General features: G+C 37.1%; 19 protein-coding genes and 1 tRNA gene. 6 read left to right on the plus strand and 14 right to left on the minus strand.

All coding sequences use genetic code 11. The features are described 5' to 3' along the window. Positions 1-98: 98 nt before the first annotated feature. Complete coding sequence (locus R2Q59_RS13745; RefSeq protein ID WP_225870980.1) at positions 99-833, plus strand: GntR family transcriptional regulator; 735 nt, start codon at positions 99-101, stop codon at positions 831-833. Positions 834-850: 17 nt separating this feature from the next. Here R2Q59_RS13745 and R2Q59_RS13750 read toward each other — a convergent pair whose 3' ends face one another. The 3 genes from R2Q59_RS13750 to R2Q59_RS13760 all read right to left on the minus strand — a co-directional run bounded on the left by R2Q59_RS13750 (position 851) and on the right by R2Q59_RS13760 (position 3,825). Continuing rightward, positions 851-1,693, minus strand: coding sequence for an endonuclease/exonuclease/phosphatase family protein (locus R2Q59_RS13750; protein WP_316785897.1), 843 nt, complete (start codon positions 1,691-1,693; stop codon positions 851-853). A gap of 53 nt (positions 1,694-1,746) precedes the next feature. Continuing rightward, entirely contained in the window at positions 1,747-3,237 is a 1,491-nt protein-coding gene (locus tag R2Q59_RS13755) for a sulfatase (RefSeq protein WP_316785898.1), read from the minus strand. A 234-nt stretch (positions 3,238-3,471) separates the two neighbouring features. Continuing rightward, positions 3,472-3,825: a helix-turn-helix domain-containing protein gene (locus tag R2Q59_RS13760; RefSeq protein WP_316769920.1), complete on the minus strand. Its 354-nt coding sequence runs from the start codon at positions 3,823-3,825 to the stop codon at positions 3,472-3,474. A 112-nt stretch (positions 3,826-3,937) separates the two neighbouring features. On the opposite strand from R2Q59_RS13760, the gene R2Q59_RS13765 reads away from it, so the two are divergent. After that, on the plus strand, positions 3,938-4,540 hold the full coding sequence (locus R2Q59_RS13765) for an FMN-dependent NADH-azoreductase (protein ID WP_316769921.1): 603 nt from the start codon (positions 3,938-3,940) through the stop codon (positions 4,538-4,540). A 309-nt stretch (positions 4,541-4,849) separates the two neighbouring features. On the opposite strand, the gene R2Q59_RS13770 is transcribed toward R2Q59_RS13765, so the two are convergent. Further along, on the minus strand, positions 4,850-5,212 hold the full coding sequence (locus tag R2Q59_RS13770) for a two-component system response regulator (protein ID WP_316769923.1): 363 nt from the start codon (positions 5,210-5,212) through the stop codon (positions 4,850-4,852). 422 nt (positions 5,213-5,634) lie between these two features. Here R2Q59_RS13770 and R2Q59_RS13775 point away from each other — a divergent pair, with 422 nt between their 5' ends. Beyond that, the gene (locus R2Q59_RS13775) at positions 5,635-5,988 is read left to right on the plus strand and encodes a hypothetical protein (RefSeq protein WP_316769925.1); all 354 of its coding nucleotides are present in this window, start codon (positions 5,635-5,637) and stop codon (positions 5,986-5,988) included. A 52-nt stretch (positions 5,989-6,040) separates the two neighbouring features. Then, positions 6,041-6,112: transfer RNA gene (locus R2Q59_RS13780), tRNA-Arg, on the plus strand. Between the two features lie 106 nt (positions 6,113-6,218). Here the strand turns inward: R2Q59_RS13780 and R2Q59_RS13785 are convergent. The 7 genes from R2Q59_RS13785 to R2Q59_RS13815 all read right to left on the minus strand — a co-directional run bounded on the left by R2Q59_RS13785 (position 6,219) and on the right by R2Q59_RS13815 (position 19,420). After that, complete coding sequence (locus R2Q59_RS13785; RefSeq protein ID WP_316785899.1) at positions 6,219-7,331, minus strand: Fic family protein; 1,113 nt, start codon at positions 7,329-7,331, stop codon at positions 6,219-6,221. Positions 7,332-7,595: 264 nt separating this feature from the next. Next, the gene (locus R2Q59_RS13790) at positions 7,596-7,949 is read right to left on the minus strand and encodes a LacI family DNA-binding transcriptional regulator (RefSeq protein WP_316785900.1); all 354 of its coding nucleotides are present in this window, start codon (positions 7,947-7,949) and stop codon (positions 7,596-7,598) included. Between the two features lie 45 nt (positions 7,950-7,994). Then, on the minus strand, positions 7,995-9,647 hold the full coding sequence (locus R2Q59_RS13795) for a glycoside hydrolase family 43 protein (protein ID WP_316785901.1): 1,653 nt from the start codon (positions 9,645-9,647) through the stop codon (positions 7,995-7,997). Between the two features lie 37 nt (positions 9,648-9,684). Next, on the minus strand, positions 9,685-12,300 hold the full coding sequence (locus tag R2Q59_RS13800) for a glycoside hydrolase family 3 C-terminal domain-containing protein (RefSeq protein WP_316785902.1): 2,616 nt from the start codon (positions 12,298-12,300) through the stop codon (positions 9,685-9,687). A gap of 252 nt (positions 12,301-12,552) precedes the next feature. Beyond that, a complete protein-coding gene (locus R2Q59_RS13805) occupies positions 12,553-16,692 on the minus strand; it encodes a two-component regulator propeller domain-containing protein (RefSeq protein ID WP_316785904.1) in 4,140 nt (1,379 codons plus the stop codon). A 217-nt stretch (positions 16,693-16,909) separates the two neighbouring features. Then, complete coding sequence (locus R2Q59_RS13810) at positions 16,910-17,824, minus strand: alpha/beta hydrolase (protein ID WP_316769969.1); 915 nt, start codon at positions 17,822-17,824, stop codon at positions 16,910-16,912. A 750-nt stretch (positions 17,825-18,574) separates the two neighbouring features. After that, positions 18,575-19,420, minus strand: coding sequence for a sugar phosphate isomerase/epimerase family protein (locus tag R2Q59_RS13815; RefSeq protein WP_316785905.1), 846 nt, complete (start codon positions 19,418-19,420; stop codon positions 18,575-18,577). A gap of 305 nt (positions 19,421-19,725) precedes the next feature. Here R2Q59_RS13815 and R2Q59_RS13820 point away from each other — a divergent pair, with 305 nt between their 5' ends. After that, entirely contained in the window at positions 19,726-20,559 is an 834-nt protein-coding gene (locus R2Q59_RS13820) for a glycoside hydrolase family 16 protein (protein WP_316785906.1), read from the plus strand. A 10-nt stretch (positions 20,560-20,569) separates the two neighbouring features. Here R2Q59_RS13820 and R2Q59_RS13825 read toward each other — a convergent pair whose 3' ends face one another. The 3 genes from R2Q59_RS13825 to R2Q59_RS13835 are packed head-to-tail and all read right to left on the minus strand — an operon-like array spanning position 20,570 to position 23,431. Beyond that, complete coding sequence (locus tag R2Q59_RS13825) at positions 20,570-21,040, minus strand: DinB family protein (protein ID WP_316769975.1); 471 nt, start codon at positions 21,038-21,040, stop codon at positions 20,570-20,572. A gap of 57 nt (positions 21,041-21,097) precedes the next feature. Next, positions 21,098-21,805 (minus strand): hypothetical protein, encoded by a 708-nt coding sequence (locus R2Q59_RS13830; RefSeq protein ID WP_316785907.1) that lies wholly within the window; start codon positions 21,803-21,805, stop codon positions 21,098-21,100. A 45-nt stretch (positions 21,806-21,850) separates the two neighbouring features. Continuing rightward, a complete protein-coding gene (locus tag R2Q59_RS13835; RefSeq protein ID WP_316785908.1) occupies positions 21,851-23,431 on the minus strand; it encodes a Na+/H+ antiporter in 1,581 nt (526 codons plus the stop codon). Between the two features lie 139 nt (positions 23,432-23,570). On the opposite strand from R2Q59_RS13835, the gene R2Q59_RS13840 reads away from it, so the two are divergent. Continuing rightward, positions 23,571-24,341, plus strand: a complete 771-nt coding sequence (locus R2Q59_RS13840) for a sterol desaturase family protein (RefSeq protein ID WP_316785909.1) — start codon at positions 23,571-23,573, stop codon at positions 24,339-24,341. The last annotated feature ends 53 nt before the right edge of the window (positions 24,342-24,394 follow it).

Raw genomic sequence — 24,394 nt, forward strand, 5'->3', positions numbered from 1 at the left:
TACATTGGTTATGTACAAACATATAAACATTCTATTTAAAAACAAATATTTTTTTACTTTTGCTATATTATTTTTTATTAGCTTAATGGCTTGTTAACATGAAGGTGAAATTTTCTATCGACCATAAAAGTCATATTCCATTGCACATACAGGCAGAGGAATTACTGCGGAACCTAATTAAGGATCCACAGTATGCTACGAAGTTTCTTCCTAATGAAGTTGACATGGCCAAGCAGCTTGCCATTTCTAGAACAACCTTAAGGCAAGCCTTAAATAAATTAGTTTACGAAGGTCTGCTGATTAGAAAAAAAGGCGTTGGAACTAAGGTTGCCGAGGTTTCTGTAAGCTCAAAGTCTAATAATTGGCTCAGCTTTTCTCAAGAGATGCAAGCGAGAGGTATTCCAATTAAAAACTTTGAGTTACACATTAGTTGGGTTACCCCTGATGAAAAATTAGCTCACTTTTTTGACATCAGTACCGATAAAAAGGTGTTAAAGCTAGAACGTTTAAGAGGCCGACTAGAAGGTCCGTTTGTTTATTTCATCTCTTATTTCCACCCACGAGTTGGATTAACGGGCGAAGAAGACTTTAAAAGACCGCTTTATGAAATCCTAGAGAAAGAACATTCTGTTGTGGCCAATTTATCCAAAGAAGAAATTAGCGCAAAGGAAGCCGATAAGTTTATCAGCGCTAAATTGGAGGTAGAACCAGGCTCAGCTATTTTAGTAAGAAAGCGTTTTGTTTACGACCAAGGAGATAGGCCAATCGAATTTAACCTAGGTTATTACAGGGCCGATAGCTTCGTTTATACTGTAGAAAGCAGAAGGGATTAGGAATTAACCTCCACCTCCTAATAACTCACATTAATGACCACTGGATAATGATCTGAAGGCAATTTGCCATTAAAGGTTTGTGTTAAAATGCCATAGCGTTTTACCTTAAATTGTTTGGTTACAAAAATATGATCGATACGAGCATTATTGTTGCTACCCCCAATCTTAAAACCATTAAAAGTAGGTCCATTGGCCAATTTAATAGGCGATAAAACATAGCTGTCCTTTAACAATCCCGAATTATTTATAGTAAAATAAGCATCAGAATTCTGGTTTGCATTGAAATCTCCAGTCAATATTGTTGGCTTACCACCAGTAATCTCCCTCATTTTTGCCATAATTAATTTTGCACTCTCACTACGAGCCAAAACACCTACATGATCCATGTGCACATTGAAAAAATTAAAAATGAAACCTGTTTTTATTTCCTTGAATTGAGCCCAAGTGCACACACGGGTTAATGCTGCATCCCAACCTACATTAGGTTTTTCAGTATCCGTTGCCGAAAGCCAAAAGTTTCCGCTTTTTAACAGTTTAAACTTAGCTTCCTTATAATAGATGGCAGAGTGCTCACCTTTTTGACCACCATCTCTACCCTCACCAATCCACTTATAACCTGGCAAACTATCTGCTAGGTTATTTAACATGTGATGAAAGCCTTCCTGAACACCAAAAACATCCAAATCGTTAAACTTAATCACTTGTGCTATAACTGGATAACGCACCTTCCATCCATTTCCAGCGGCAGAATCTGTCTGATTATCATAACGCAAGTTATAAGAACCGAGGTTCATTTGTTGAGCGCATAGCGAAGCTGACAATGAAAATAATATGATGGCTATAAGTAAAAAACGTTTCATTATTTAATTTTTTTATTGTTAAAACTATGACGACTAACAAGCCATCAACCTTGTTAAATTTTCTCTTTATACTTCAGCTGTAAAGCTTTTAATCGCTCCTTTAAGGTTTTGACTAGTGTTGCTTTTGTTGGATCATCATACAGGTTATGCATTTCCTTTGGATCCTTTTTCAAGTCGTACAATTCCCAAGTATCAACAGGGTCATAAAAATGAATCAATTTGTATCGCTCTGTTTTAATGCCATAATGCCTGGTTAAACCGAACGACTTTTCGTAGTAATGATAATAAACCTCTTTGCGCCAGTTTTCATCTTTACCTAAAGTAAGCAGCTTTTTCATTGATACACCCTGCATATCTTCAGGCACTTTGATACCACAAAGATCTAACAAAGTTGGTGCAATGTCTAGGTTAAGTACATAAGAACTTGTTTTTTGTCCGCCTTTAAAACCTGCCGGATATTTAATCATCATTGGTGTTCTAAATGATTCTGTATACATGAACCGTTTGTCGTACAAGCCATGCTCGCCCAAATAAAAACCTTGATCGGATAGGTAAACCACTATGGTACTTTCTGATAGGTGTTGGTCTTGCAGGTACTGTAGCACCCTTCCAACATTATCATCCAGCGAGTTAACTACCCTTAGGTAGTCTTCCATGTAACGCTGAAATTGAAAGCGTACAATTTCATCTTTCGTCTTTAAGGTTTTGAAAATCTCATATTCTCTCTGGTAAGCAGCATCCCAGATTTTACGTTCATCTGGCCTTAAGCGCTGTATTTCTCTTTGATATTCTGCAGGTGCCCAATCGTTTACTTTGTTTATTTGGCAGGTATCACATGGTATCTTGCTGTCATAACGAATATCCAAATGATCCTTCATCGTTACCTGCTGAATTTGCAAGGCCTTTCTACCTTTGTAATCATCATAAAAGTTCGATGGCAGCTTAAATTTCTTATCATTAAACTTTTCTAAATATTTTATGGGCGGCATTACATTTCTATGCGGCGCCTTATGGTGTAACATCAAAAAAAATGGCGCCTCGTCTTTATTCTTGGTTACCCAATCTAATGCTAGATCGGTAATTACATCCGTTACGTAACCAGTATAAGCGGTATCCTTTCCATTCTTTTTAAAGCCAGGATTATAGTAATTCCCTTGATCTGGCAAGATATTCCAATAGTCGAAACCCGTTGGCGTGCTAAACAAATGCCATTTTCCTACTATCGCAGTGCGATAACCATTTCTCTTAAAAATTTTAGGGAGTGTTTCTTGTGCACCATTGAAATAAGTGCCATTATCCTTCATTCCGTTGATATGAGAATATTTTCCGGTTAGCAAAACCGCTCTGCTAGGACTACAAACTGAGTTAGTTACCGCCGCTTCCTTCATTAACATGCCTTCCTTTGCAATTTTATCAATGTTTGGGGTATGAATTAACTTTGAACCATAAGCGCTGACGGCTTGATAGGCGTGATCATCTGATACAATAACAATCACATTTGGTTTTTTAAGCTGTGCCTTTGCCGTTAACGCCGCGAAGGACATCGATAAAAAAAGAAGAGCGCAAAATTTTGATAAGAAGACTTTGCTATTTGCGTTCATGTGATTAACTCTACAAAATTTAATTAAACTTTGATAATATGTCTGTACATACAAATATATTTATTTAAGCTTATTTTGCAAATTTTTAGAGAATAATATGAACATACTAATCTTATGTTTGAACCTGTGTTCGATAGGCCTGTATTGGCCCAGAATTTTCTAATGATAAAGTCTATGCTATCTTTCTTGTCTTAACTTATCGCGATGCATGGTTCCCCAATCCGCTAAAGCGTGTAATACATTGCTTAGGCTTCCTGCATATTCGGTCAATTGATATTCTACCACTACAGGTGTTAACTGATGGTGAACTACCCTTTTAACAAAGCCATTTAATTCCAATTCTTTCAGCTCTGCAGAAAGCACTCGAGCAGAAATGCCAACAACGGTTCTTTGTATTTCATTAAATCGTTTGCTTCCATCTCTCAAGCTTGAAATCACCCTCAGCTTCCATTTTCCGCCAATTACATATAAGGCATCACCGATGGGATTTAGAAAGGCATTACAACCCTCTGCTGTTTCTTCTTTTTCCATAACAAACTGACTATCATAATACTATACAAAATATTACCACTAACCTTTTGTATACTACTAACATTTTATAACCAAATGTAAATAGATTTGTCGACATAAATTATATAAAACGATGAAAAAGATATTACACATTATTTCTAGCCCCAGAGGAGCGGCCTCTTATACCATCAGATTAGGAAATGCCATTATAGAAAAACTTCAATTGGCCTATGCCGATAGTACTGTTAAGGAATTTAGCTTAGTTGAAGAGCGTTTCCCACATTTGGAAGAAGCACATTTAAATGCTTTTTTTGCTCCTGTAGAAAATAGGACACAAGAAAACTTAATTGCCATTGAACACTCTGATGAGGCGATCGCCGAAATTATGGAAGCAGACATTATTGTATTGGGTGTGCCTCTTTATAACTTCAGCGTGCCCTCTAACTTAAAAGCTTGGATAGATCACATCAGTAGAGTTGGTGTAACCTTCAAATACGATCAAAATGGCCCAGAGGGATTAATTAAAAACAAGAAGCTTTACATTGCTTTTTCGGCTGGAGGGGTTTATTCTGAAGGACCGATGGCTAGTTATGACAATGCGGTTCCTTATCTAAAATCAGTTTTTGGCTTTTTAGGCATAACCGACATTACTGTTGTTCGCGTAGAAGGCACTAACATCCCAGGGATTCAGGATAACGCTTTAGCAAAAGGCATTGAAAGTATTGTGGTTAATTAAATCTAATATTGGACAATAAAGAAAGAGCGTAGAACAATTCAGTTTTTGCGCTCTTTTATTGTTATTTCATTCCTCATCGATATCATTTCGCTTATCGCTTATAGCTGGATATGAGTAACATCGCATCAGCGTCGTGTCTAGTCCGTCTTTTCTTCGGCAAAACGTGGAATTCGAGGGTGTTCCCCTGCAACAAAACACGAAGCCAACACGAACTTGGCACGAACTCTTCTCGAACTAGACTGGGAGCAAACTCGAACTCAAGTCGCTATAAGGTCGCTATAACTATAATTTTGTGTTTTTGAAAGCTACTTAATTTACCAAGGACTTTACTAGGATTGTACATTGGTCTAGATCGAATGGTTTTTGTAAAAATCCATCCTGACAAACATCATCGCTTAAGATGGTTTCGTAGTCCATTACTCCCGAAATTAAAACGATTGGAATAGCTTGTGTTTTGTGCATTGATTTAAGCAAGTTACAGATATACCTACCATCATTGTCGTTTAGAAAAACATCCAATAGGATTATATCTGGTTGAAATTCATCAATTGCAGTGAATATGCCCTTATGGGTATTCATTGTTTTCACTTCGTATCCTTCTTCTTCAAACAGCATCGTCATTGGCTCAATGCTTAAGGGCTGATCGTCAACTATTAAGATTCTCTTTTTCATTTAATTATCAATAAATATAGAGTACTGCCTGTACTTACGCAAACATTATACCGCGTAAAAAAAAGATGGCTTTTGTGTGTCATTTGTTACGATTGTTTCGTGATATCTGACTTAAAATATAGCTTTTACACTAGCATTTAGGATTATTGGCTGTTAAAGCTTACTTTTACAATCTTAGACAAACGAAAGCAAGGCATTTTGAGAGATCAAATAAGCTATTTTGGCTTGGGTCAATAAGCAAATCCAATCAATTTTATTCATATCAGCATCTTCAATCTAGATTGTTATATGGCAATTGTAGATGAAAACCTTGATTTAAACTAAACAAAATACAGGCAATCAATCAAAATTCTAACCTGAGCTTTAAGAATTGGGATAATTGTTAATTCTAGAGGAGACAAAACAAACACGAATACAAAGATATGATGACACAAATAAACCTTTATTACCCACTTTGGAAAAGATACCTTCCAGTATTTGCTATCCAAATTAAAAAGGCAATAACCGAAGAGCAAGAAATTAGCTTCACCAAATCTGATTTACATAGTTTAGGCAATAGAAACAAGGCTGACTATTCATTCAGTCTGGAATTAGAAAATGGTAAAGTAAAAAATAACATTTCAGCTTCTGCAGTAGCTAGAGATTTATATGATGTTTTGCTTAGTAGCCCTAAAATAAAGGATCTATTGCAAGACAATCATTTCAAATTCAGTTTAGGCAAAGCGTATGTATTAAAAATTACTTCACTAAAAGAAGCAATTATTGATGCAGAGTGATAAGATTTATATAAAGTTGAGTTAGATATTTTTATATATTTGCGACCTGATTGGTCCCGTAGTTCAACGGATAGAATAGAAGTTTCCTAAACTTTAGATATGAGTTCGATTCTCGTCGGGACCACTTTAAACATCAACAAAACGTATAAAAGGCTGTAAATTTAATGTTTACGGCCTTTTGTATTTTACGGACCTACGAAATATCAAAAAACGTAATTCTACTTCGAGCTTTAGCCCTTCAGAATTTGAATAAGATCATCATTGATGTAATATACCTCTTTTCCGTCTTTAGCGGGGCTCAAGATCTTTGCAGCAACGAGTTCGCCGAAGTATTTGGTCAACGTAGTTCTTGAGGTAATGTCCAATATTTCTCCGATGAATTTTGGTTTGATGTAGGGTTGGCTGAAGATCGCCTCATTGACCTCCTTGTTGTACCATTTAATAGTTGCCTTGCCATGGGCAAGTGTCGCTTCCATTTGATTGAGAATACTAGTGATTAATTGATTGGTCAGCTCCGCTGTTTTCTCTGCAGCATCTAACATGTACATCACCCATGGCTTCCATGCACCACGTTGGGTAACCCCGCTCAGGTGGTGGTAATAGTCGTCCTTGTTGATCATAATGTATTTGGAAAGATAGAGTACCGGTTGGCCTAATAGCCCTTTGTTTACCAGGTATAAAAGATTCAAAATTCTACCTGTTCTTCCGTTTCCATCTGAAAATGGATGTATGGCTTCAAACTGATAATGGGCAATGCACATTTTGATCAGTGGGTCGGTAGTGTATTTCTTATCGTCATTTAGGTACTCGATCAGATTTTCCATCTTGGCTTCTATGATGCCCGCGCCTCTTGGAGGAGTATATATTACCTCGCCCGTTCTGAATTCACTTTGTCCGCGTCTAATCACCGTAAGGGTCTGTGGTGGCCTTATTCCAGCTGTAGAGTTCTTAATCTGTCTAAAGGTGCTAATGATACTATCCATGTCCATCTTCCCTTTTTCTTGGGTGATGTTGTATCCTTCCCATAATGCCTCCCGATAGCGAAGTACCTCCTTGGTAGCTGGTTTTATATTTTCTTCCCGAATAGTTTCTGACACTGCCTTGTAGAGTTCATCTTCGGTGGTAAATATGTTCTCGATTGCTGTAGAGGTTTGTGCCTCTTGAAGTGCAATGGTATTGATGAGCATGGTAGGGTTTGGAAGCCTATGGATACTGGAATTTGTAGTCGCCAAAGAACGGGAAGCAGTGACGAGTTTCTTCATCACTTCCACATCTTCTTCCATATTTTTAAGTGGAGGCAGAAATGGAAGATCGTTGAAAGGTTGTGTTCTATCGTATGGCATATGTTCAGTTTTTCGATGATATTGAACTTATAAACAAATATACGCATAGTGGTTGGACATATAAGCACAACATGTTCATTTTTTAAAAAAAAATGAACATGTTGTGAAAAAGGATAAGTAAATGAACATAAAACCATCATCTGTTCATTTATTTTATAAAATTGGACATATAGGTACGAACGGTTTATGAAACATTACAATACTAAAAAAGTTTGAAATCCGTCTCGCCAAGATATTTGAAACCCGTCTTCATGGCCAAGAATCTTAACAATCAGTTGCAAATCTTCCAAAAAACAGTTTGAAATCGGCGTCGCCGAGACCACAAACAAAAGCCACAAATCGGTGGCTTTCTTTCAGCTCATCCTCAATACTATGGATAATGGAAGCAAAAAAATGAGCTTCAATGCTAGGGACAATTATCCCAATGATGAATGTTTTGCCAGATTTAAGTGCAGAAGCCAATTTATTAGGCCTGTAATCAAGTTTGGCAGCCATATCAATTACTGTTTTTCGAGTACTCTCACTAGTTCCAGGAAAATCTCTTAATGCCCTCGAAACAGTTGAAACAGTTATGCCTAACGCACTTGCAATATCGTATATGGTAGTTAGCTTTTTCAATTTCGATGAGGTTATTTAATGGTATTCCGTTAATATGCTAAGCATTTATTTGCTATAGACGGCATCATTTCCGCTGTAATCTAGCCATTTGTACGAGGCCATATTTTGAGATGGTTCTCCAGAGGAGGTCGCGTATAGAGCGAAAAGTGAACCTACAAATCCACCCGCAGTTTGTGTACTTAAGAACTTCCCATCAATTTTATCCTTTAGCAATTTCCATTTGCCAGAATTTTCTGAAAAATGAAAGCTGTAAAATTCTCGTTGAGCTTGAATTTTAAACTGAACTTTCTTTCCAGTAATCGGTGCTTCAGTTATTAAATCCATTGTTTTCGTCTTCGGATTGCCTTGATAAAGCTGAACAACTTGTTTGCCTTCCCTTACCGACTTGCAGATGTAGTAAAAATTGTATTCACCTTGAAAAATTAGCATTCCAGCTTTTTCATTTGATTTTTGCGCCTCGAATGTCATTTCCGTAGTTGCGGCGCTAGTTAAATGTTGTTGCCTTTTCCCAATGAAGGCGGGATTACCCAAACCCATACAAGTTTCAGGCAGCAACTTCATCGTCAATCCGTTTACCTTATCTAGCTTGTACCAACTGGTATCGTTTGTTCTTAAAAACAACAGAGATTGATCAATTTTATTTTCGAAAGTAGTTCTGTAAGCAAAATTTCCACTTTGTGGCGGTGCTGACTGCTTTACTTCCTTAAAGCCAGCACTAAAGTGATAAGGTATTTCTTTTTGATCAGGATTGATAATTGGCCATCCATCTTCCCATTTTACAGGCGCAATAAAGGTTTCTCTACCCGTATTGTAATGATTGCCTTCGTACGGCCTCACCGCTAAGAAAACGGCATAGGTTTTACCATCTGGACCTTCTACCAATTCGGCGTGGCCAGCCGAAGTAATTGGATCTTTACGAGTTGGATCAAGGTCTCTTTGTGTTAATATCGGATTTTTCTCATAAGGTACGTATGGACCAGTTGCATTTTTACTTCTCAGTATTACCTGTGAGTGATTTACAGAAGTTCCTCCTTCTGCCGCACAGAGATAATACCAATCGCCACGCTTAAAAATATGAGGTCCTTCAATCCAAACTGGTTTTTTACTGATGTCTACACCGCCATTTACCAATTGTATTTCCTCTCCAATTACGTTCAGATTGATTGGATCAAACTCAAATGTGCGTATGGTACGATGGCCTGGATAGAGCGATTTATTTCCAGGAGGATCGCTATTGTAAACGATGTAAGCTTTGTCTTGATCAAAAAACAAAGAAGGATCAATACCCCTTACCTTTGGAAGCCATACTGGATTACCCCACGGGCCAGCTGGATTTTTTGCCGTCATCACAAAATTCCCATTTTTATCGATATTGGTACAAGTCATGTAATAAGTACCCTTGAAGAAATTAATGGATGGAGCAAACAGACCCCTTGAGGTTTGATCGCCAAAAAACGTCATTTGAGATGGTCTATCGATAACATTTCCAATCTGTTTCCAATTCTTCAGATCCTTGCTATGAAACACTGGAACACCAGGAAAATAAGCAAAAGTTGAGTTTACCAGATAGTAATCTTCACCCACTTTGGTAACACTGGGATCTGGATAAAATCCCGACATAATCGGGTTTGTGAATTTAATTTGTGCTTGACATAAGCCTGAATACAGGCCAATCAAAATCAAGATAATTTTTTTCATATATTATGGTATGGGATAATTGTGCCCAACATTTGTGTTAAAGTATAGTTATGGTTTTTTTAAGCAGGTTTCCAGAAGTTGGGTTCAATTCATCAGGCTGTGAACCACCAGCACTAATCATCAGTTTACCTTTTATAAGCTGAGCAATCCCGTCTTCCTTGATAAATGAAAGTTCTCTTGGCGAAAGGCTAAACTTTATAACCTTACGTTCTCCAGGTTTAAGAACAATCCTTTCAAAACCTTTTAATGCTTTTAAAGGTGATTTAACCGTTGAGTTCGGGTTGCTGATATAAAGTTGAACAACCTCCTCGCCAACAACTTTGCTGGTATTGGTTATGGTTACGCTTAAGTTTAGCGTGGTTCCACCTTTAATTTGAGCTGGCATTAATAATTGCTCGTACTTAAACGAACTATAACTTAGCCCATATCCAAATCCGTAAAGCGGTTTTCCAGAGAAGTATCTATACGTTCTGCCAGTCATCGAATAGTCCGAAAAGTTAGGTAAATCTGAATCTTTAGCATAAAAGGTCACAGGTAGCCTTCCCGCTGGATTATAATCTCCAAAAAGCACATCGGCAACTGCCGTGCCAGCAGATTGGCCTCCATACCAGCAATTGACTATGGCAGGAATATTTTCAGCTTCCCATGGAATTGCAATGGCGCTTCCTGTCATCATCACAAAAACAACAGGTTTTCCAGTAGTGTGTAAGGCTTTCAATAAGTCAGTTTGCACTTTTGGCAACATAATAGATGTTCTATCTCCTCCGCTAAACCCAGGAAAATTAACTTTCATTTCCTCTCCCTCGAGTTGGGGAGATATCCCACCTACATAAACAATTGCATCGGCATCTTTAATTCTTTCTGCCAAGGCGATGAAGTTCGTTTTTTGGTAATTTCCAGCACTCAATCTAATATTTGCTTTGCCATCGCCTTGCCAGTATTCTAATACAATTTGATAAGATTTTCCTTTTTCGACTTGCAGTTTGTATTGTTGAGCACCCCATCTATTTCTTGTCCAAGCGTTAATTACTTCCTTGCCATCAACTTTGAAACGGTAACCATCATCACCCTCAATCTCAAAAGTTACTGGTCCATCAGCATCTGCTAAATAGTTAGTCGTATATCTTGCCGAAAAATTTCTAGCAATGATGCCTTCGGCTACTTGTTGACCTTCTTGCCAAGCATGATCTAAACTCTGTTCTTGCCTAGAAACAGGATTACCTGTCAGTTCTTTATTTGCAAAATATTCTGCTTTAAAGCCTTGCTTTCCATCAGCGTTGCATTGATTGGAATAGTTTCTATAAGCTAAAAGGGTATCATTGGTAAAGTTGATTGCTTTTTCATACACCACATTGGCATTGGGCAATTTTTCTTTAATGCCTTGAAGCACCGTTTTAAGTACAGAAGGCGTACCATTGTAATTACCTAAAATAGCGATTGGATTATCTGCATTTGGTCCTAAAACCACTATTTTTTTTGCCGACTTGCTCAAAGGTAAAGTGTTATTTTTATTCTTTAACATCACGATTGATTGCCTAGCCATCTTCAAGGCATGCGCTTTATGTTCATCACTTTCAAGGACCGAAGACGGGGTTTGCGCATATTTAACCATCTCTTTTGGATCAAACATCCCTAACTTGAACCTCGTCATGAAAAGACGTTTTACAGAAACATCAATTTGTGATTCAAGCAATTTACCCTCTTTAACCGCTTTTACCAAAGATTTATAGGCATCAGTACCACATTCTACATCTGTTCCATGTAAAACTGCGTCTGCAGAGGCTGATGCAGCATCAGTATGTGTTTTGTGGTTCTTAAAAAAATCATCTATTCCCCAACAATCTGAGGTAACATAGCCAGTAAAGTTCCATTGTTTGCGAAGGATATCTACCATTAAAAGGTCGCTACCACAACAAGGTTGAGTTTGGAAGGCGTTATAGGCACACATTACCCCTTCAACCTTACTATCTACCACTAATTTTCTAAAAGCTGGCAGGTAAGTATCCCATAAATCGTATTTACTAACTTCTGCATTAAATACGTGTCTATCTGGCTCTGGACCACTATGTACAGCGTAATGTTTGGCACAAGCCGCAGCCTTAAGATATTTAGGGTCATCACCCTGTAAACCCTTTACAAAAGAAGCACCCATTACCGAGGTTAAGAAAGGATCTTCGCCATAGGTTTCTTGTCCACGACCCCATCTTGGGTCTCTAAATATGTTGATGTTTGGTGTCCAGTAAGTAAGGCCAACATAACGGTCTCCGCCACGTCCCATTTCTACGGCTTTGTTATTGATGGCTCGTCCTTCCAAAGCAGAATAATCGGCCATTCTAAATAACGATTCTTTATCGAAAGTTGCGGCCATACCAATTGCCTGAGGATACACAGTTACCTTAAAAGGGGTTCTTGCTACGCCATGGAGCACCTCGTTCCACCAATCATAAGCGGGAATTTCCAGTCGTGGAATAGCTGGTGCGGCATTAAGCATTTGACCTACTTTTTCTTCCAAAGTCATTCTAGCAACAAGGTCATCTACCCTTGTTTTAAAATCGAGTTTAGGGTTTTGAAAAGGGAATTTGTAGGTCTGTGCAATTACTGAAATTGGAACGACAAGGAATAGACAGAGCGATATTTTGAGTTTGAATTTCATTTTCCAATTGATTTATTTGCCATTGTATCGGTTTTTACCTTTCGGGAATTAAGTCTCGCCAGTTTTATGCTGCGAAATTGACTACTGGCTTTAATCCAGAATGCCAAATAAATAGGAATAAGGTTTGGTAGTATTGGCTCATAAGTATATTTTGATTTAGCTCAAATCTAGTTGAAGCTTAATAAATTGTATACGTGATTTGTTCAAGAATAACCCACAAATGTTTTAGTTGTTAAACATTGTAGGTTATTGTTACAAATGATCCCTTTTATCCTTGCGTTTTGCATTGATATATTCTGAAGGCAACATATTGAATTGAGCCTTAAAAAGTCTTGAGAAATAACTCGGTGTTCCGAATCCCGTCATGTATGCGATTTGTGCAACATTGTAATCGCTTTTTTCCAGTAGCTCTACTGCTCTTTCCAATTTAACTGATCGGATGTATTCAATAGGTGTGAGACCTGTAATCTCGAGTAATTTGTGGTATAACGAACCTCTGCTCATACCAACATGCTTACTTAATTCTTCTACAGATAATTCTGGATTATTTAACTTCTCGTCAATGTATTTTACGATTTTACTCAATAATTTTACCTCGCTCGATTCGATTTCTATTTCTTTGGATTCAACTTTTACCTGCTTTGAATAAGCGTTCTTTACTGATCGATTAAACAATAACAAATTCTCAATCTTTGCCTGAAGGATATCAAAATTAAACGGTTTGGTTAAGTAGTCGTTAGCGCCAGATTTCAAGCCTATTATCTGGTCTTCTTCTCCACTTATGGCGGTAAGTAATATTACTGGAATATGGCTGGTTCTTTTGTCGGCCTTGATTTTCTGACTAAGTTCTATACCATTCATTTCTGGCATACTGATATCACTTACCACCAACTGTGGATGTCCTGAAAGTGTTTTTTGCCATCCTTCTTTGCCGTTTGATGCCTCAATAATTTGGTAATAAGGTTGTAGACTATCCCTGAGATGGAATCTAAACTCTTCATTGTCCTCCACTAAAAGAACCGTTGCTATTTTTCCATCGGCAACTGCCGAAGTACGGTCTACTTCGGATTGGAAATCAGCCAATTCGTTAACCAAATGTTCGCCGTTCTCTTCTTCTATTATTTCCTCTCGTTCTATGATTTCTACCGGTAAGGAAACCAGAAAAGTAGATCCTTTGCCCAATTCACTTTCCAATGTAATTTCACCACCATGCAGTTCTATAAATTCTTTAACAATCGACAATCCAATCCCACTTCCTTGATTTAGAATAGAACTTACATTATTGCCCATAAAGAAACGATCGAAAACCTTAACCTTACTTTCTGGCGCTATGCCGATACCTGTATCCGAAACAGCGATATCAAATATTGGTTTGGAATGGCTAGGTGTAGTTTGCAATGACATCCTTAAACTTACCGTTCCACCTTCTGGTGTAAATTTGAAAGCATTCGAGAGCAGGTTGAAAATGATTCGCTCCATTTTATCCTGATCAAAATAAGTTTGCAAACTTGGCGCATCACTACTCACTTGGAGTGAAATTTTCTTCCGTTCTGAAAGATCTTGAAAAGCTTCTGCTGCTTCCTTAACAAATAGGATTAAATCGCCTTGGCTCAAGTTCAGTTTCAGTTCTTGTTCTTCCATCTTTCTAAAATCCAGTAGCTGGTTAACAAGGTTCAAGAGCCTACGAGCATTTCTCTTGATCATTTTTACCTGACTAGACACGTATTGATCTTGTTTTGTCGAAAGCAACTTATCTACAGGCGCTAATATGAGCGAGATGGGTGTTCTAAATTCGTGGCTAAGATTAGTAAGGAACTTGATTTTTTGTATGTCTAATGCATGAGCACGTTCGGCCTCTCTTTGTTGCTGAAGTATTTTTTGTTGGATATTAATTTGCTCTTGTTCTAGTGCTAATTGACGTTTTATGCGTTGAATTCCCCTTCGCCTGATGGCAAACAATATGGCTCCAATTGCAATGACGTAAAAGACATAGGCATAAACAGTGCGCCATAGCGGCGGTTGTACATAAACCGAAATCGAGGTAATTTGATCACTCCAAGAACCATCGTTATTACTTGCTCTTACCTGAAAAGTGTAATTGCCTGGATCTAGATTGGTATAATAGGCTGTTTTCTCCCTCTCTACGTAATTCCATTTATTTTCAAGACCAACAAGGCGGTAAGAGTAATTATTTTGTTCGGGGGCGGTATAGTTTAAGGCAGTATAGCTAATGGAAAAATTCTGCCCATAGGTTAAGTGGATTTTTTTCGCAAAGCCAATTTGTTCTTTAATGGGTGATTTTTCACTTGGAAGCACTACAATATTAGCCACCTTTAGCTCGGTAAGCAAAACGCTGGGAGCAGTTTTTGTTCCTGGTAAATCTGTTGGATAAAAATAATTGAAACCCTCTTGCCCACCAAAATAAAGTTCTCCTTCTGAGGTAGTAAGCCCAGAGCCAAGCACAAATGGGCTATCTTGCAACCCATTTGGGCGACCAAAGTTTTTAATTTTCTTGGTTTTGGGGTTTAGACTGCTAATTCCCCTATCTGTACTGAACCAAATCACACCAGCTTTATCTTCGAGTATTTTATAAACAATTGGGCTCGGCAGTCCGTTAGATTCGTTGAAATTGGTGAACTTTCCCGTTCTTGAATCAAAAAGATCTAAGCCTCCTCCATCAGTACCTGCCCATAAATTGCCTTTACTGTCATGTAATAAACTTAGCACAACATCATTAGAAAGCCCGCTATTTGCTTTATTATACAGTTTAAATTTTCCTGTTTTATATTGATAAACCGCTATTCCAGTTCCGTTAGAGGCCAACCAAATATCTCCGTTTACATCCTCAGAAATGGCACGCATGTACCCATTGCTTGGCAATAACATGGGAGGGATTAGATAGGTTCCATAACGCGTAAAAAGATTAGTCTTTGGGTTATATACATTAACACCATTACCATTTGTACCAATCCAGATCATTCCTCTACTGTCTTCTTTTACAAAGAAAATATCATTTTGGCTTAAATCACTGGCTAAAGGACCAGCCAAAAATTGTTTGAAGCTCTTGGTTAAAACATTATAAGAAAATAGCCCATCCTGATAAGTTCCTATCCACAAAAACCCACGATTATCTAATTCAAGTGCAAGTATAGCCAGGGGATTTCCCGATTTATCGATCTTGCTCTTTACATTTATATGTTCAAAAAGCCCAGTATTTCTATCAAAAGAATGCACTCCACCTCCATCGGTGCCAATAAATAATTTACCCTTATTATGCTCTACAAAAGAAGTTACAATTGGAGACCGTAAACCTTTTGGATCAAATGGGCTGCTATGTTTTAGGTTAAAAAGTGCCAAATTTGGATCCAATTTATTCACACCTCCCTGAAAAGTTCCAAGCCAAATTATTCCATTTTTGGCCATGCAAATGCTTCGTACAGATTTATGGCTTAAACCGAAAGGCTCCCTTCTGTTAGGTCGAATATTAGAGAAGGTTTGTGTTTTAGTATCGAAAATGCTCACTCCCTCTTCTGTTCCCATCCAAATTTTGCCCTGTTTTGCTAAGCTAGCATCGTAAATTACATTGTCAGAAAGTTTGTTACTACTAGGCTGCAAAAAAGCCTTGAACTGCCCATTTTCGTTTATCAACATATTCAGGCCTCTGTTGGTGCCAAAATATATACGGCCACTTTCATCTTTAATAATTGTGCTGATGCTATTGTTGCTTAGACTGTTCGGGTCTGATGGGTTATGAATGAATTTCTCGGTAATTCCAGATTTCAAATCAACTGCTAAAAGGCCAACATTTGTTCCAACCCACATCTTGTTGCTATTTCCCAAAGAGAATGAGAGCACACTAGATCCGTTGCCCATAAAGGTATTGATCCCAACATTTTTAACTTTAAGTGTTTTCGAATTAATAATCCTATATCCACCAAAGGTGCCAACCCAAATATTTCCACTATTATCCTCATAAAGAGTCAGCACATTAAACTGTCCAGTTCGACCAGGTATTCCATCTCCAGTAAATGAGGTGAATTGATTTTTTTTAGAATCATAGATACATAAACCTCCAGAACTTGTTCCTATCCATAACCTGCCTAACCTATCTTCTAAAAGTGCTGTTATGTTATTTGAGGGGATACTTGTACCATCCTTGCTTTTATTGGTGTAGACCGTGAAGTTAGTCCCGTCAAATTTATTGAGTCCATCGTTGGTGCCGAACCAAGTTAGTCCGTTTCGATCTTGAAGAATAGCATTGACTGTGTTTGAAGATAATCCGTTTTTAGTGGTCAGTTTAATGAAATTAGGAGTGTTTTGTCCCAGCGCTACATTGTACATTAATATCATCGCGAAAAAGAGCGACAATACACTTGAATTAGCTATTCTCATATATTTGACATACAATTACTTCAGGCCTAGCAGTTTTTATTCTATGCCACGGCAACCAATTTAAAATTATACTACATCAATACTGTAGTTTTTAATGCTCATACCATCTTTCGAAGTTACGCTATCCAAGATAAGATCATTTACTAGGATAACTTACTTTTTTAATCAGATAAAATTTATAAATGTGAAAAAAGATTAACCCCATTTTGATTTTCTTTTAAGGCATCATCTTTTTCTCAAATCTCCATTTTGGATTTTTTGACAAGCCTGCAGGTTCGCCTTCAAAAACTTTAGCGGCTTCCTTATCTCCTTTTAATTGCCACTTATACCATAAGATTGCTAATTTAGCAAATTCACCCCCATGGTATTCACGATAGGTTCCCCCATGCCCTACATCCATATTAGCCATAAAAATTGGCACGTGATCAATTTGCTGATAATCATCCATTCCATTGCCATAGGCGATATCCTTTTCTCCTCCCAACATATACAAAGTTGGTGTATGGATTTTTTTCAAGCTTTCCTTAGTAAGTTTAGGCATATTGCTAATGCCATTGCCTGGAGTTTTAAAAATGCCACTATTGCAAACCACTACCGTTGTAATTCTAGCATCAGACGCAACCTCCAATGTCTGTAAACCTCCGCACGACATCCCACTCACTGCTATTTTTTTGATATCAATTTTATTGTAATAGATACTTTTTTTATCGCCATTCTGTGCAATAGCCCAATTAATTGCATCAGTAAGCTGTGATGAGGTTGATTTTCTGGTATCAGTTTGGCCTTCCTTAGCAAGAGTACCTATCGCGACCACTAAAAACCCGTAAGATGATACTTCTGATAAAAAATTCACGTGCTCCCAAGGCGAATTGGCACAAGCACCATTGCCCCATACAATGATTGGCATTTTGTTTTTGGCGTTAAAGCCAACTAGATTTTTAGGGCGGAAAACAGTGTGAGTTGGCAATGAATGCTCAACTTTCATTATAGCAGTATATTGACCACTTCCACCATCTTCAACAATTGTTTCACTATATTTAAGGGATAAATTTTGTTGCTGTGCAAAGGTGTTTTCTGATATTCCCAGCAGTACAAGGAAAAACAAGGCAACAGCTAAAATTTTTCTAGGCATATCGTTCAATTCATTTTATTTGGGATGATTTTACAAAACATACTAGGTTTATATATTTTCCAATCAAAGCCTCTCTTCATAAACCATCCATGATAAATATATAATACATTACCATTAATGTAAACTCATTAAACATTATTGCTATTTTTTTAACGAAATGTATTGGATGTTGAGACGTAGCAATAGCTTATTTCATCCGTTCAAACATTCAAAGTGGAACGATTAATAGCAATTTCCTATAAAATTTAATCACGTAAAAAGCATCTAGAACAATGTTTAACAATGGATAAATGTACTTTGTGGTGATGAAATTACCTTTGTTATGTCTCTTTTGTATGCAAGTTTCTGAACAATCTATTTTCTGACAAGGCTAAACTCTGAGGGTTTATTGCATAAAATCTTTCCTGCTCGCATGCTTTCAAAAATAGGCCTTAAAAAATAAAAAAAGAGATTCTTCGATTCTCGTCTGGACCACAAACAAAAGCCACCAAATCGGTGGCTTTTTTAGTTTGCAGGAATTTTTTTCGCAAATAATAATTAACTTCATTATATGTTTGACATACGAGATTTATTATTTACTGCACCAAAAAGTAGAACTGGTAAAATTATATACCAGCTGTTTCTGACTGTGTTATTGTTAGGTGGAATTGCTTGGGTTGTGTGGCAAATAGCCTTGGTATTGCAGATGCCAGTCTAAAAAATGGACCATCATTTATCAAAAATACGAGTTCATTTTCTCTTAGAATATAACTAGCGTGTACCATCACAAACACCCTTAAAATAACCAACAGATTCAGCTATTCCTGCCAATGGGTCCTTCATGTCTTTTTCATATTCCAAACTACAAGAGCCTTTGTAATTAACCTTTCTCAACATTTTTACAAATGCTGGGATATCAATTACACCACGACCGAGTTCACAAGTGGTACCTTTATTTGCTGCTTCTGTTACGTTCTTTAAATGCATGTCAAAAATTCGTTTGGAGAACTTCTGAAGGTCTGCAACCGAATCTCGTCCGTCTCTTTTGTTATGCCCCATGTCAAAGCATATCCCAACACGTTGATCTAGGTTTTTAATGAGATTGTAGATGCTTTCTGCATTGGGATAGAGTTTGTCTTCGGGGCCATGATTATGAATGGCATAGCGAATATTATATTCTTTTGTCTTTTGGGCAACATATTCTAGGTCAGCGTGAGCTGGAATTCCTATTAACAAATCAACACCAACCCTTTTTGCGTAATCAAATGCTTTGTCAATTTCTTCTTTGGTTTTGGTGTATATAGGTCCTACTCCATAGCCGACTACGTTATTCTCCTTCAATTTGGCATGAAAGGCTGCTATTTCTTCAGCTGTGCTTTTATAAGGCAAATGAAAGTCTTTGATACATAAGTAATGTACATCAACTTTTTTCATCATTTTTAGCGATTCATCAAGGTTGAAATTAGTAAAACTGTAACCTGCAATTCCTAATTTAAAAGCATCTTCACTAACAACTTTACGTTTTTCAGGTGTAGCAAAAACTGTTGGGATATTGATCAGCGTTGTTGCAGCCACACCCAGTATTCCTTTTTGTAAAAAATTTCTTCTTGTCGTCATTTTAATTTGCTCTTTTTTAAAAATTGAATTTAGGTTGAATAATTATTATTAAAACATTCAAGACAATTATTGTAAAAATATTTCAAAAACCATTCATATTTCTTTGAACCTTGTTGCAAAATAATGCTATCAATTTTGATGATTGGTTTATTGACTGGAAAACCTTTAGCTTTCCATCCACATAATCATTAAAATAGCTAAATGTCGTTAATTTGAACAAAATGGTCAGAACTATAGATCTATTGCTCCAATGAGAAATTATTACATTTGAGATCTCTCATTAACCGAACAAAACAATATTTAGCATGAAGATAAAGGGTTATTCTATTAGAATGAAAAGTATGGGGCGGGCAAAGGCCATTTTTGCTATACTACTGCTTTTTGTGCTCTTACAAGGTTGTAAAAAGGAATTCAATAACGAACCTGAGCTTATTTCATCACATAAACCTTCAGGCGCCATGAGTACGTTAGCTAATTCCTCAACTTCTTATATGATTAGCTTTAGTGGATATGATTGGGTTGTAAAAAACAGCCCTTTAACTACAAGAGGACCAGGCAACAATTATTGGTCGGCCGCAAACGTATGGGTTGATTCTAGAGGATATCTTCATTTAAAATTGGCTAAAAATACCAAGACTGGAAAATGGGAATGTGCGGAGATTGCTTCAGTTAATAGTTTCGGAATGGGAACTTATCAGTTTTCTATTGAGGGACGTGTAGACAAATTAGATAGAAATGTTGTTTTAGGCCTTTTTAATTATTCTGGTTTAGATTATTATGATGAAATGGATATTGAATTTGCCAGATGGGGCAAAAAATCTAACCCTAATTTAAACTGTACGCTTTATCCAGCAGAAGGTAGCGTTGGAACACCGTGGTCGGGTAGTGCTGAATTTGCCTTGAATGGAACTTATTCTACTTACCGATTCAACAGAACGCTTACATCGGTGCTTTTTCAAGGCTTACATGGATTTACTAATGATAATTCTAACCTATTTTTTAGCAAAACTTGTACAGAAAGCTTTATTAGCCCTAAACCAATGCCAATATTATTAAACCTATGGTTATTTCAGGGTAATATTCCTTCTGACAAAAACAGTGTAGAAATAATTATACAACGTTTTAGTTATACACCATAATACTTACATATTAATTTTTGTCAGTAGCAATTATCAATTGTTTAATTGCCCCTAAATGATAGGCTGCATGTGGGACTAATGCTAAAACACCTTGATTAAATTGTTCAATAGACCAATCTTTTCTTTCTGCAATTGCAGCTTTAAGATCTTGATAGGCTTTAAGCAAGTCTTGTTGTAGTTTCTTCCATTCTTCTTCACTTACCTGTTTAATTTTCCAGCTTTCAGCCCAATCTGGTGTTGGCATTTTGCCATCAAAGAATTCTAATGCCACACGAATGCTCCACCTCAAATGTTCAGTATGTGCAGCTATGGTAGAGCCACCTTCTACTGTTGGGGTTGAAGCTTGTTTAGCATCAATCTGTTCAATTGTTTTACTAAATCCGTACCCTGGTTTTTGATCTATTACCCAGGTATCTTTGCTTGTAGCCCCAACATAAAGTTCTTCAAGCAAATTAAGTAATGATGAGATAATTGCTTCCATGCTATAAAAACCATCATCTTTTTAAAAAGTTTTGTCTAATATGCTATTGGATTTATTCTAACCCGCATATCCATCCATTAGACTCTTCCAAAATGACCAGCCTCCTGCAAAATTCATCAACAAGTGTAATAAGCCGAAAATAATTAGTGCAAAAAAATAGGGTTTGCGAAAACCCCCGTTTCTTTTATCATCCCAAATCAAAACCAATAAGGTTATTTCTACACAAGCGAAACTTACATTAAGTGTTTTGGTGAAAGTATCTAGAAATGGAATGAAAAACAACAACCGTGTAATGGCGGGAGGAAGCAGGGTAAGGACAGTACAGGCCATGTAACGAGCATGCAACTGAATGCGTTTGCCATGATATAAGCTTAATACAAAAAACAACAGAAACTGGATTAACGAATAAAAATCGATAAATGAAAGTCGATAAACTTCGCCTGGCGGATAAAAATCTTGGCGCTGAATCATCATTTGAATCATTTTTAATCCACCTATAACTAAAAGGGGAACCAAAATTATTGAAGCAATCCATCCTAGTTTCCGATGTAGTTTTAGCTTCCCATACTTATACAGTAAAGGTTGAACAATTAGCAAGAGAATCCATAATCCAGCAGTTGCGCCATGAACATGATGATAAACTGTTGATGCACCTAATCTGGCAAAGTATGTAGTTGAAAACCCAACCCAAGTAATGAGCATTGCCAATGCAAAAAACCAAGATGCATAGGGATATAAAATGAATTTTTCTTTGAGGGGCGTCATATTAATTTTTTAATCTAATATAATGATAATCAGTCATTAATCGAATTACAAAAACCTCAATTTCTCTTCCTCCAAATCTAAATTCAGTAAATGTTTACGAACGATATCTTCATCGAGCGTGGCTTCTTCATTATTTCTATTGTGTAGCCATTCTCTCTGCTTGCCCAAAATTTCAATGTAAATGGCCTTACATGCTTCTGCCATTACCACATCATCGGCTAATCGCCCGGCGTCTTCCCATTTCCTAGCCATTTGTTGTAACACTGGGTCATTTTCTAATTGCTCACTATAATTGGTTCTCAAATGAGACAAAGCATGGTCGGCTAATTCCTTTCTTATGTGATGATAGATCTCATCCTCAGGCAAGTCTGATTCGATATGCGGTGTTAGTACCTTGTTGATGACATAAGGCAAAGTTAATCCCTGCAACAACAGGGTTACTAGAATTACAATAAAGGTGATGAATAAGATTAAATTACGTTGCGGAAATGGCGAACCATCTGCTAGCTGAACAGGAATTGATAATGCCGCAGCTAAAGATACCACACCTCGCATACCTGTCCACCCTAATACTAAAGGTACTCTAAAACCTGGACTGCGCCTATCTGCAACTGTTATGAAATTTCGCATGATTAAGGTAACAATCACCGCACCATAGGCCGACAAAATTCTACCCACAATGAGCACCAATGTAATCAATAGGCCATAGCCAATAGCTGAAGAAAGACTTACCCCTTCAGTTTTTAATCCTTCCGTAATTTCTGGTAATGCCAAGCCAATTAATATAAACACCAAACCATTGAGCACAAAACAAAAGCTTTCCCAAACATTTACGCCACGCAATCGCGATGTGCTACTTAAAAACAAGTGCCTTTTATTGGCTAAAAGCAAACCCCCACTTACAACTGCCAATACCCCAGAGCTATGTACTTCTTCTGCGGCGATGTACATTAAGTAGGGCGCTACAATAGATAATACAATGTCTGTATTTGCATCGGTAGGCAAATACTTGTGCGCTTTCATGAATACAAAACCAACCAATAATCCTATTCCTACCCCACCTAACAACATCCAACTAAAACTTAAGGCTGCTTCATACCAAATAAATTGTCCGGTGGCTACGGCTATCATCGCAAAGCGGAAGATAATTAATGACGAAGCATCATTTAGCAAACTTTCTCCTTCTAAAATAGACGACATTCGCTTGGGTACTTTTACAAATTTCAAAATTGCTCCTGCACTTACCGCATCTGGCGGAGATACGATACCGCCTAATAAAAATCCCAATGCCAAGGAAATACCAGGAATAAAATGATTGGCAACAAAGGCAACAGACATCGCCGTTAGGAATACCATTACAAAGGCAAAACTTAAAATGATTCGTCGCCAATGCCACAGTTCCTTCCATGAGATAGACCAAGCCGCTTCATACAATAAAGGGGGAAGAAAAATGATGAAAATAAGTTCTGGGTCGATGTGTATAATAGGAATACCTGGAATAAAACAAATCCCTAATCCTGCTAAAACCAAAAGCACCGGATAGGCTACTTTAATTTTATTGGCCAACATGATCAATAATACAATGGCAATTACGAGACTTAGATAAAAGGTGAAGTTTTCAATCATTGGAGGCAAAACATTAATCAAGTAAAAGGTACAGGTTTTTATAGAATTATGCTAATCGGCTTACAATGATTAGCTTTGTATCGTGGAACTGGAGTTTTATTATAAAATAATTTCGAAGTGGTTTAATGGGGCAGTACTAATGATGGCCCAATATTTTCTATTTACAGGAATTGTTTTTCTGACCTTGTATGTTTGGAAAAAGAAAAAGTTTTGGTATACCAAAATTCAACAACGGTACCCACAAAACAAGTATGTTTTTCTAGAAATACGTTATTCCATTTATACTTTCTTAATTCTAAGTGCTTTTATAGCATTTGTAATATGGGCCAATAAAAATGGATTAACAATGGCTTATAGTCCAATAGACAAATATGGTTATGGTTATTATTTCTTAAGCTTTGTAATTATGATTATTGTTCATGATACCTATTTCTATTGGACACATCGTTTATTGCATTGGAAACCACTCTTTAAATTTGCGCACAAAACGCATCATAAATCAATAAATCCAACTCCATTTGCAGCTTACTCCTTTCATCCTTTTGAGGCAGTAATAGAGATGGGAATCATGCTGGTACTTGTGTTTACCATTCCGCATCACGTATCTGTAATTTCAGTTTTTGGTGTTTATTCTTTAGTTATTAATGTTGCTGGTCACGCTGGCTTTGAGTTTTTACCAAAATGGTTTGTTCGTCATAAGATATTTAAGTGGCATAATACCTCTACTCACCATAACTTGCATCATACTCATTTTAAAAGCAATTTTGGGCTATACTTTACTTTTTGGGACAAGGTGATGAAAACGGAACATCCAAAATATGAAGAGGAGTTCGAGAAATTGGCCGATTTAAGAAATCAAGCTAAGGAAGTGACAGAAGAGACTGCGCTAGTTCAACAGAAAGCTGTTTAATTTTAAACTTCTCAATATTTAAGATTAGCAAAAAATATTTATTTTTGCATTCT

The organism is Pedobacter frigiditerrae (genome assembly GCF_032678705.1).
Classification (GTDB): Bacteria; Bacteroidota; Bacteroidia; order Sphingobacteriales; family Sphingobacteriaceae; genus Pedobacter; species Pedobacter frigiditerrae_A.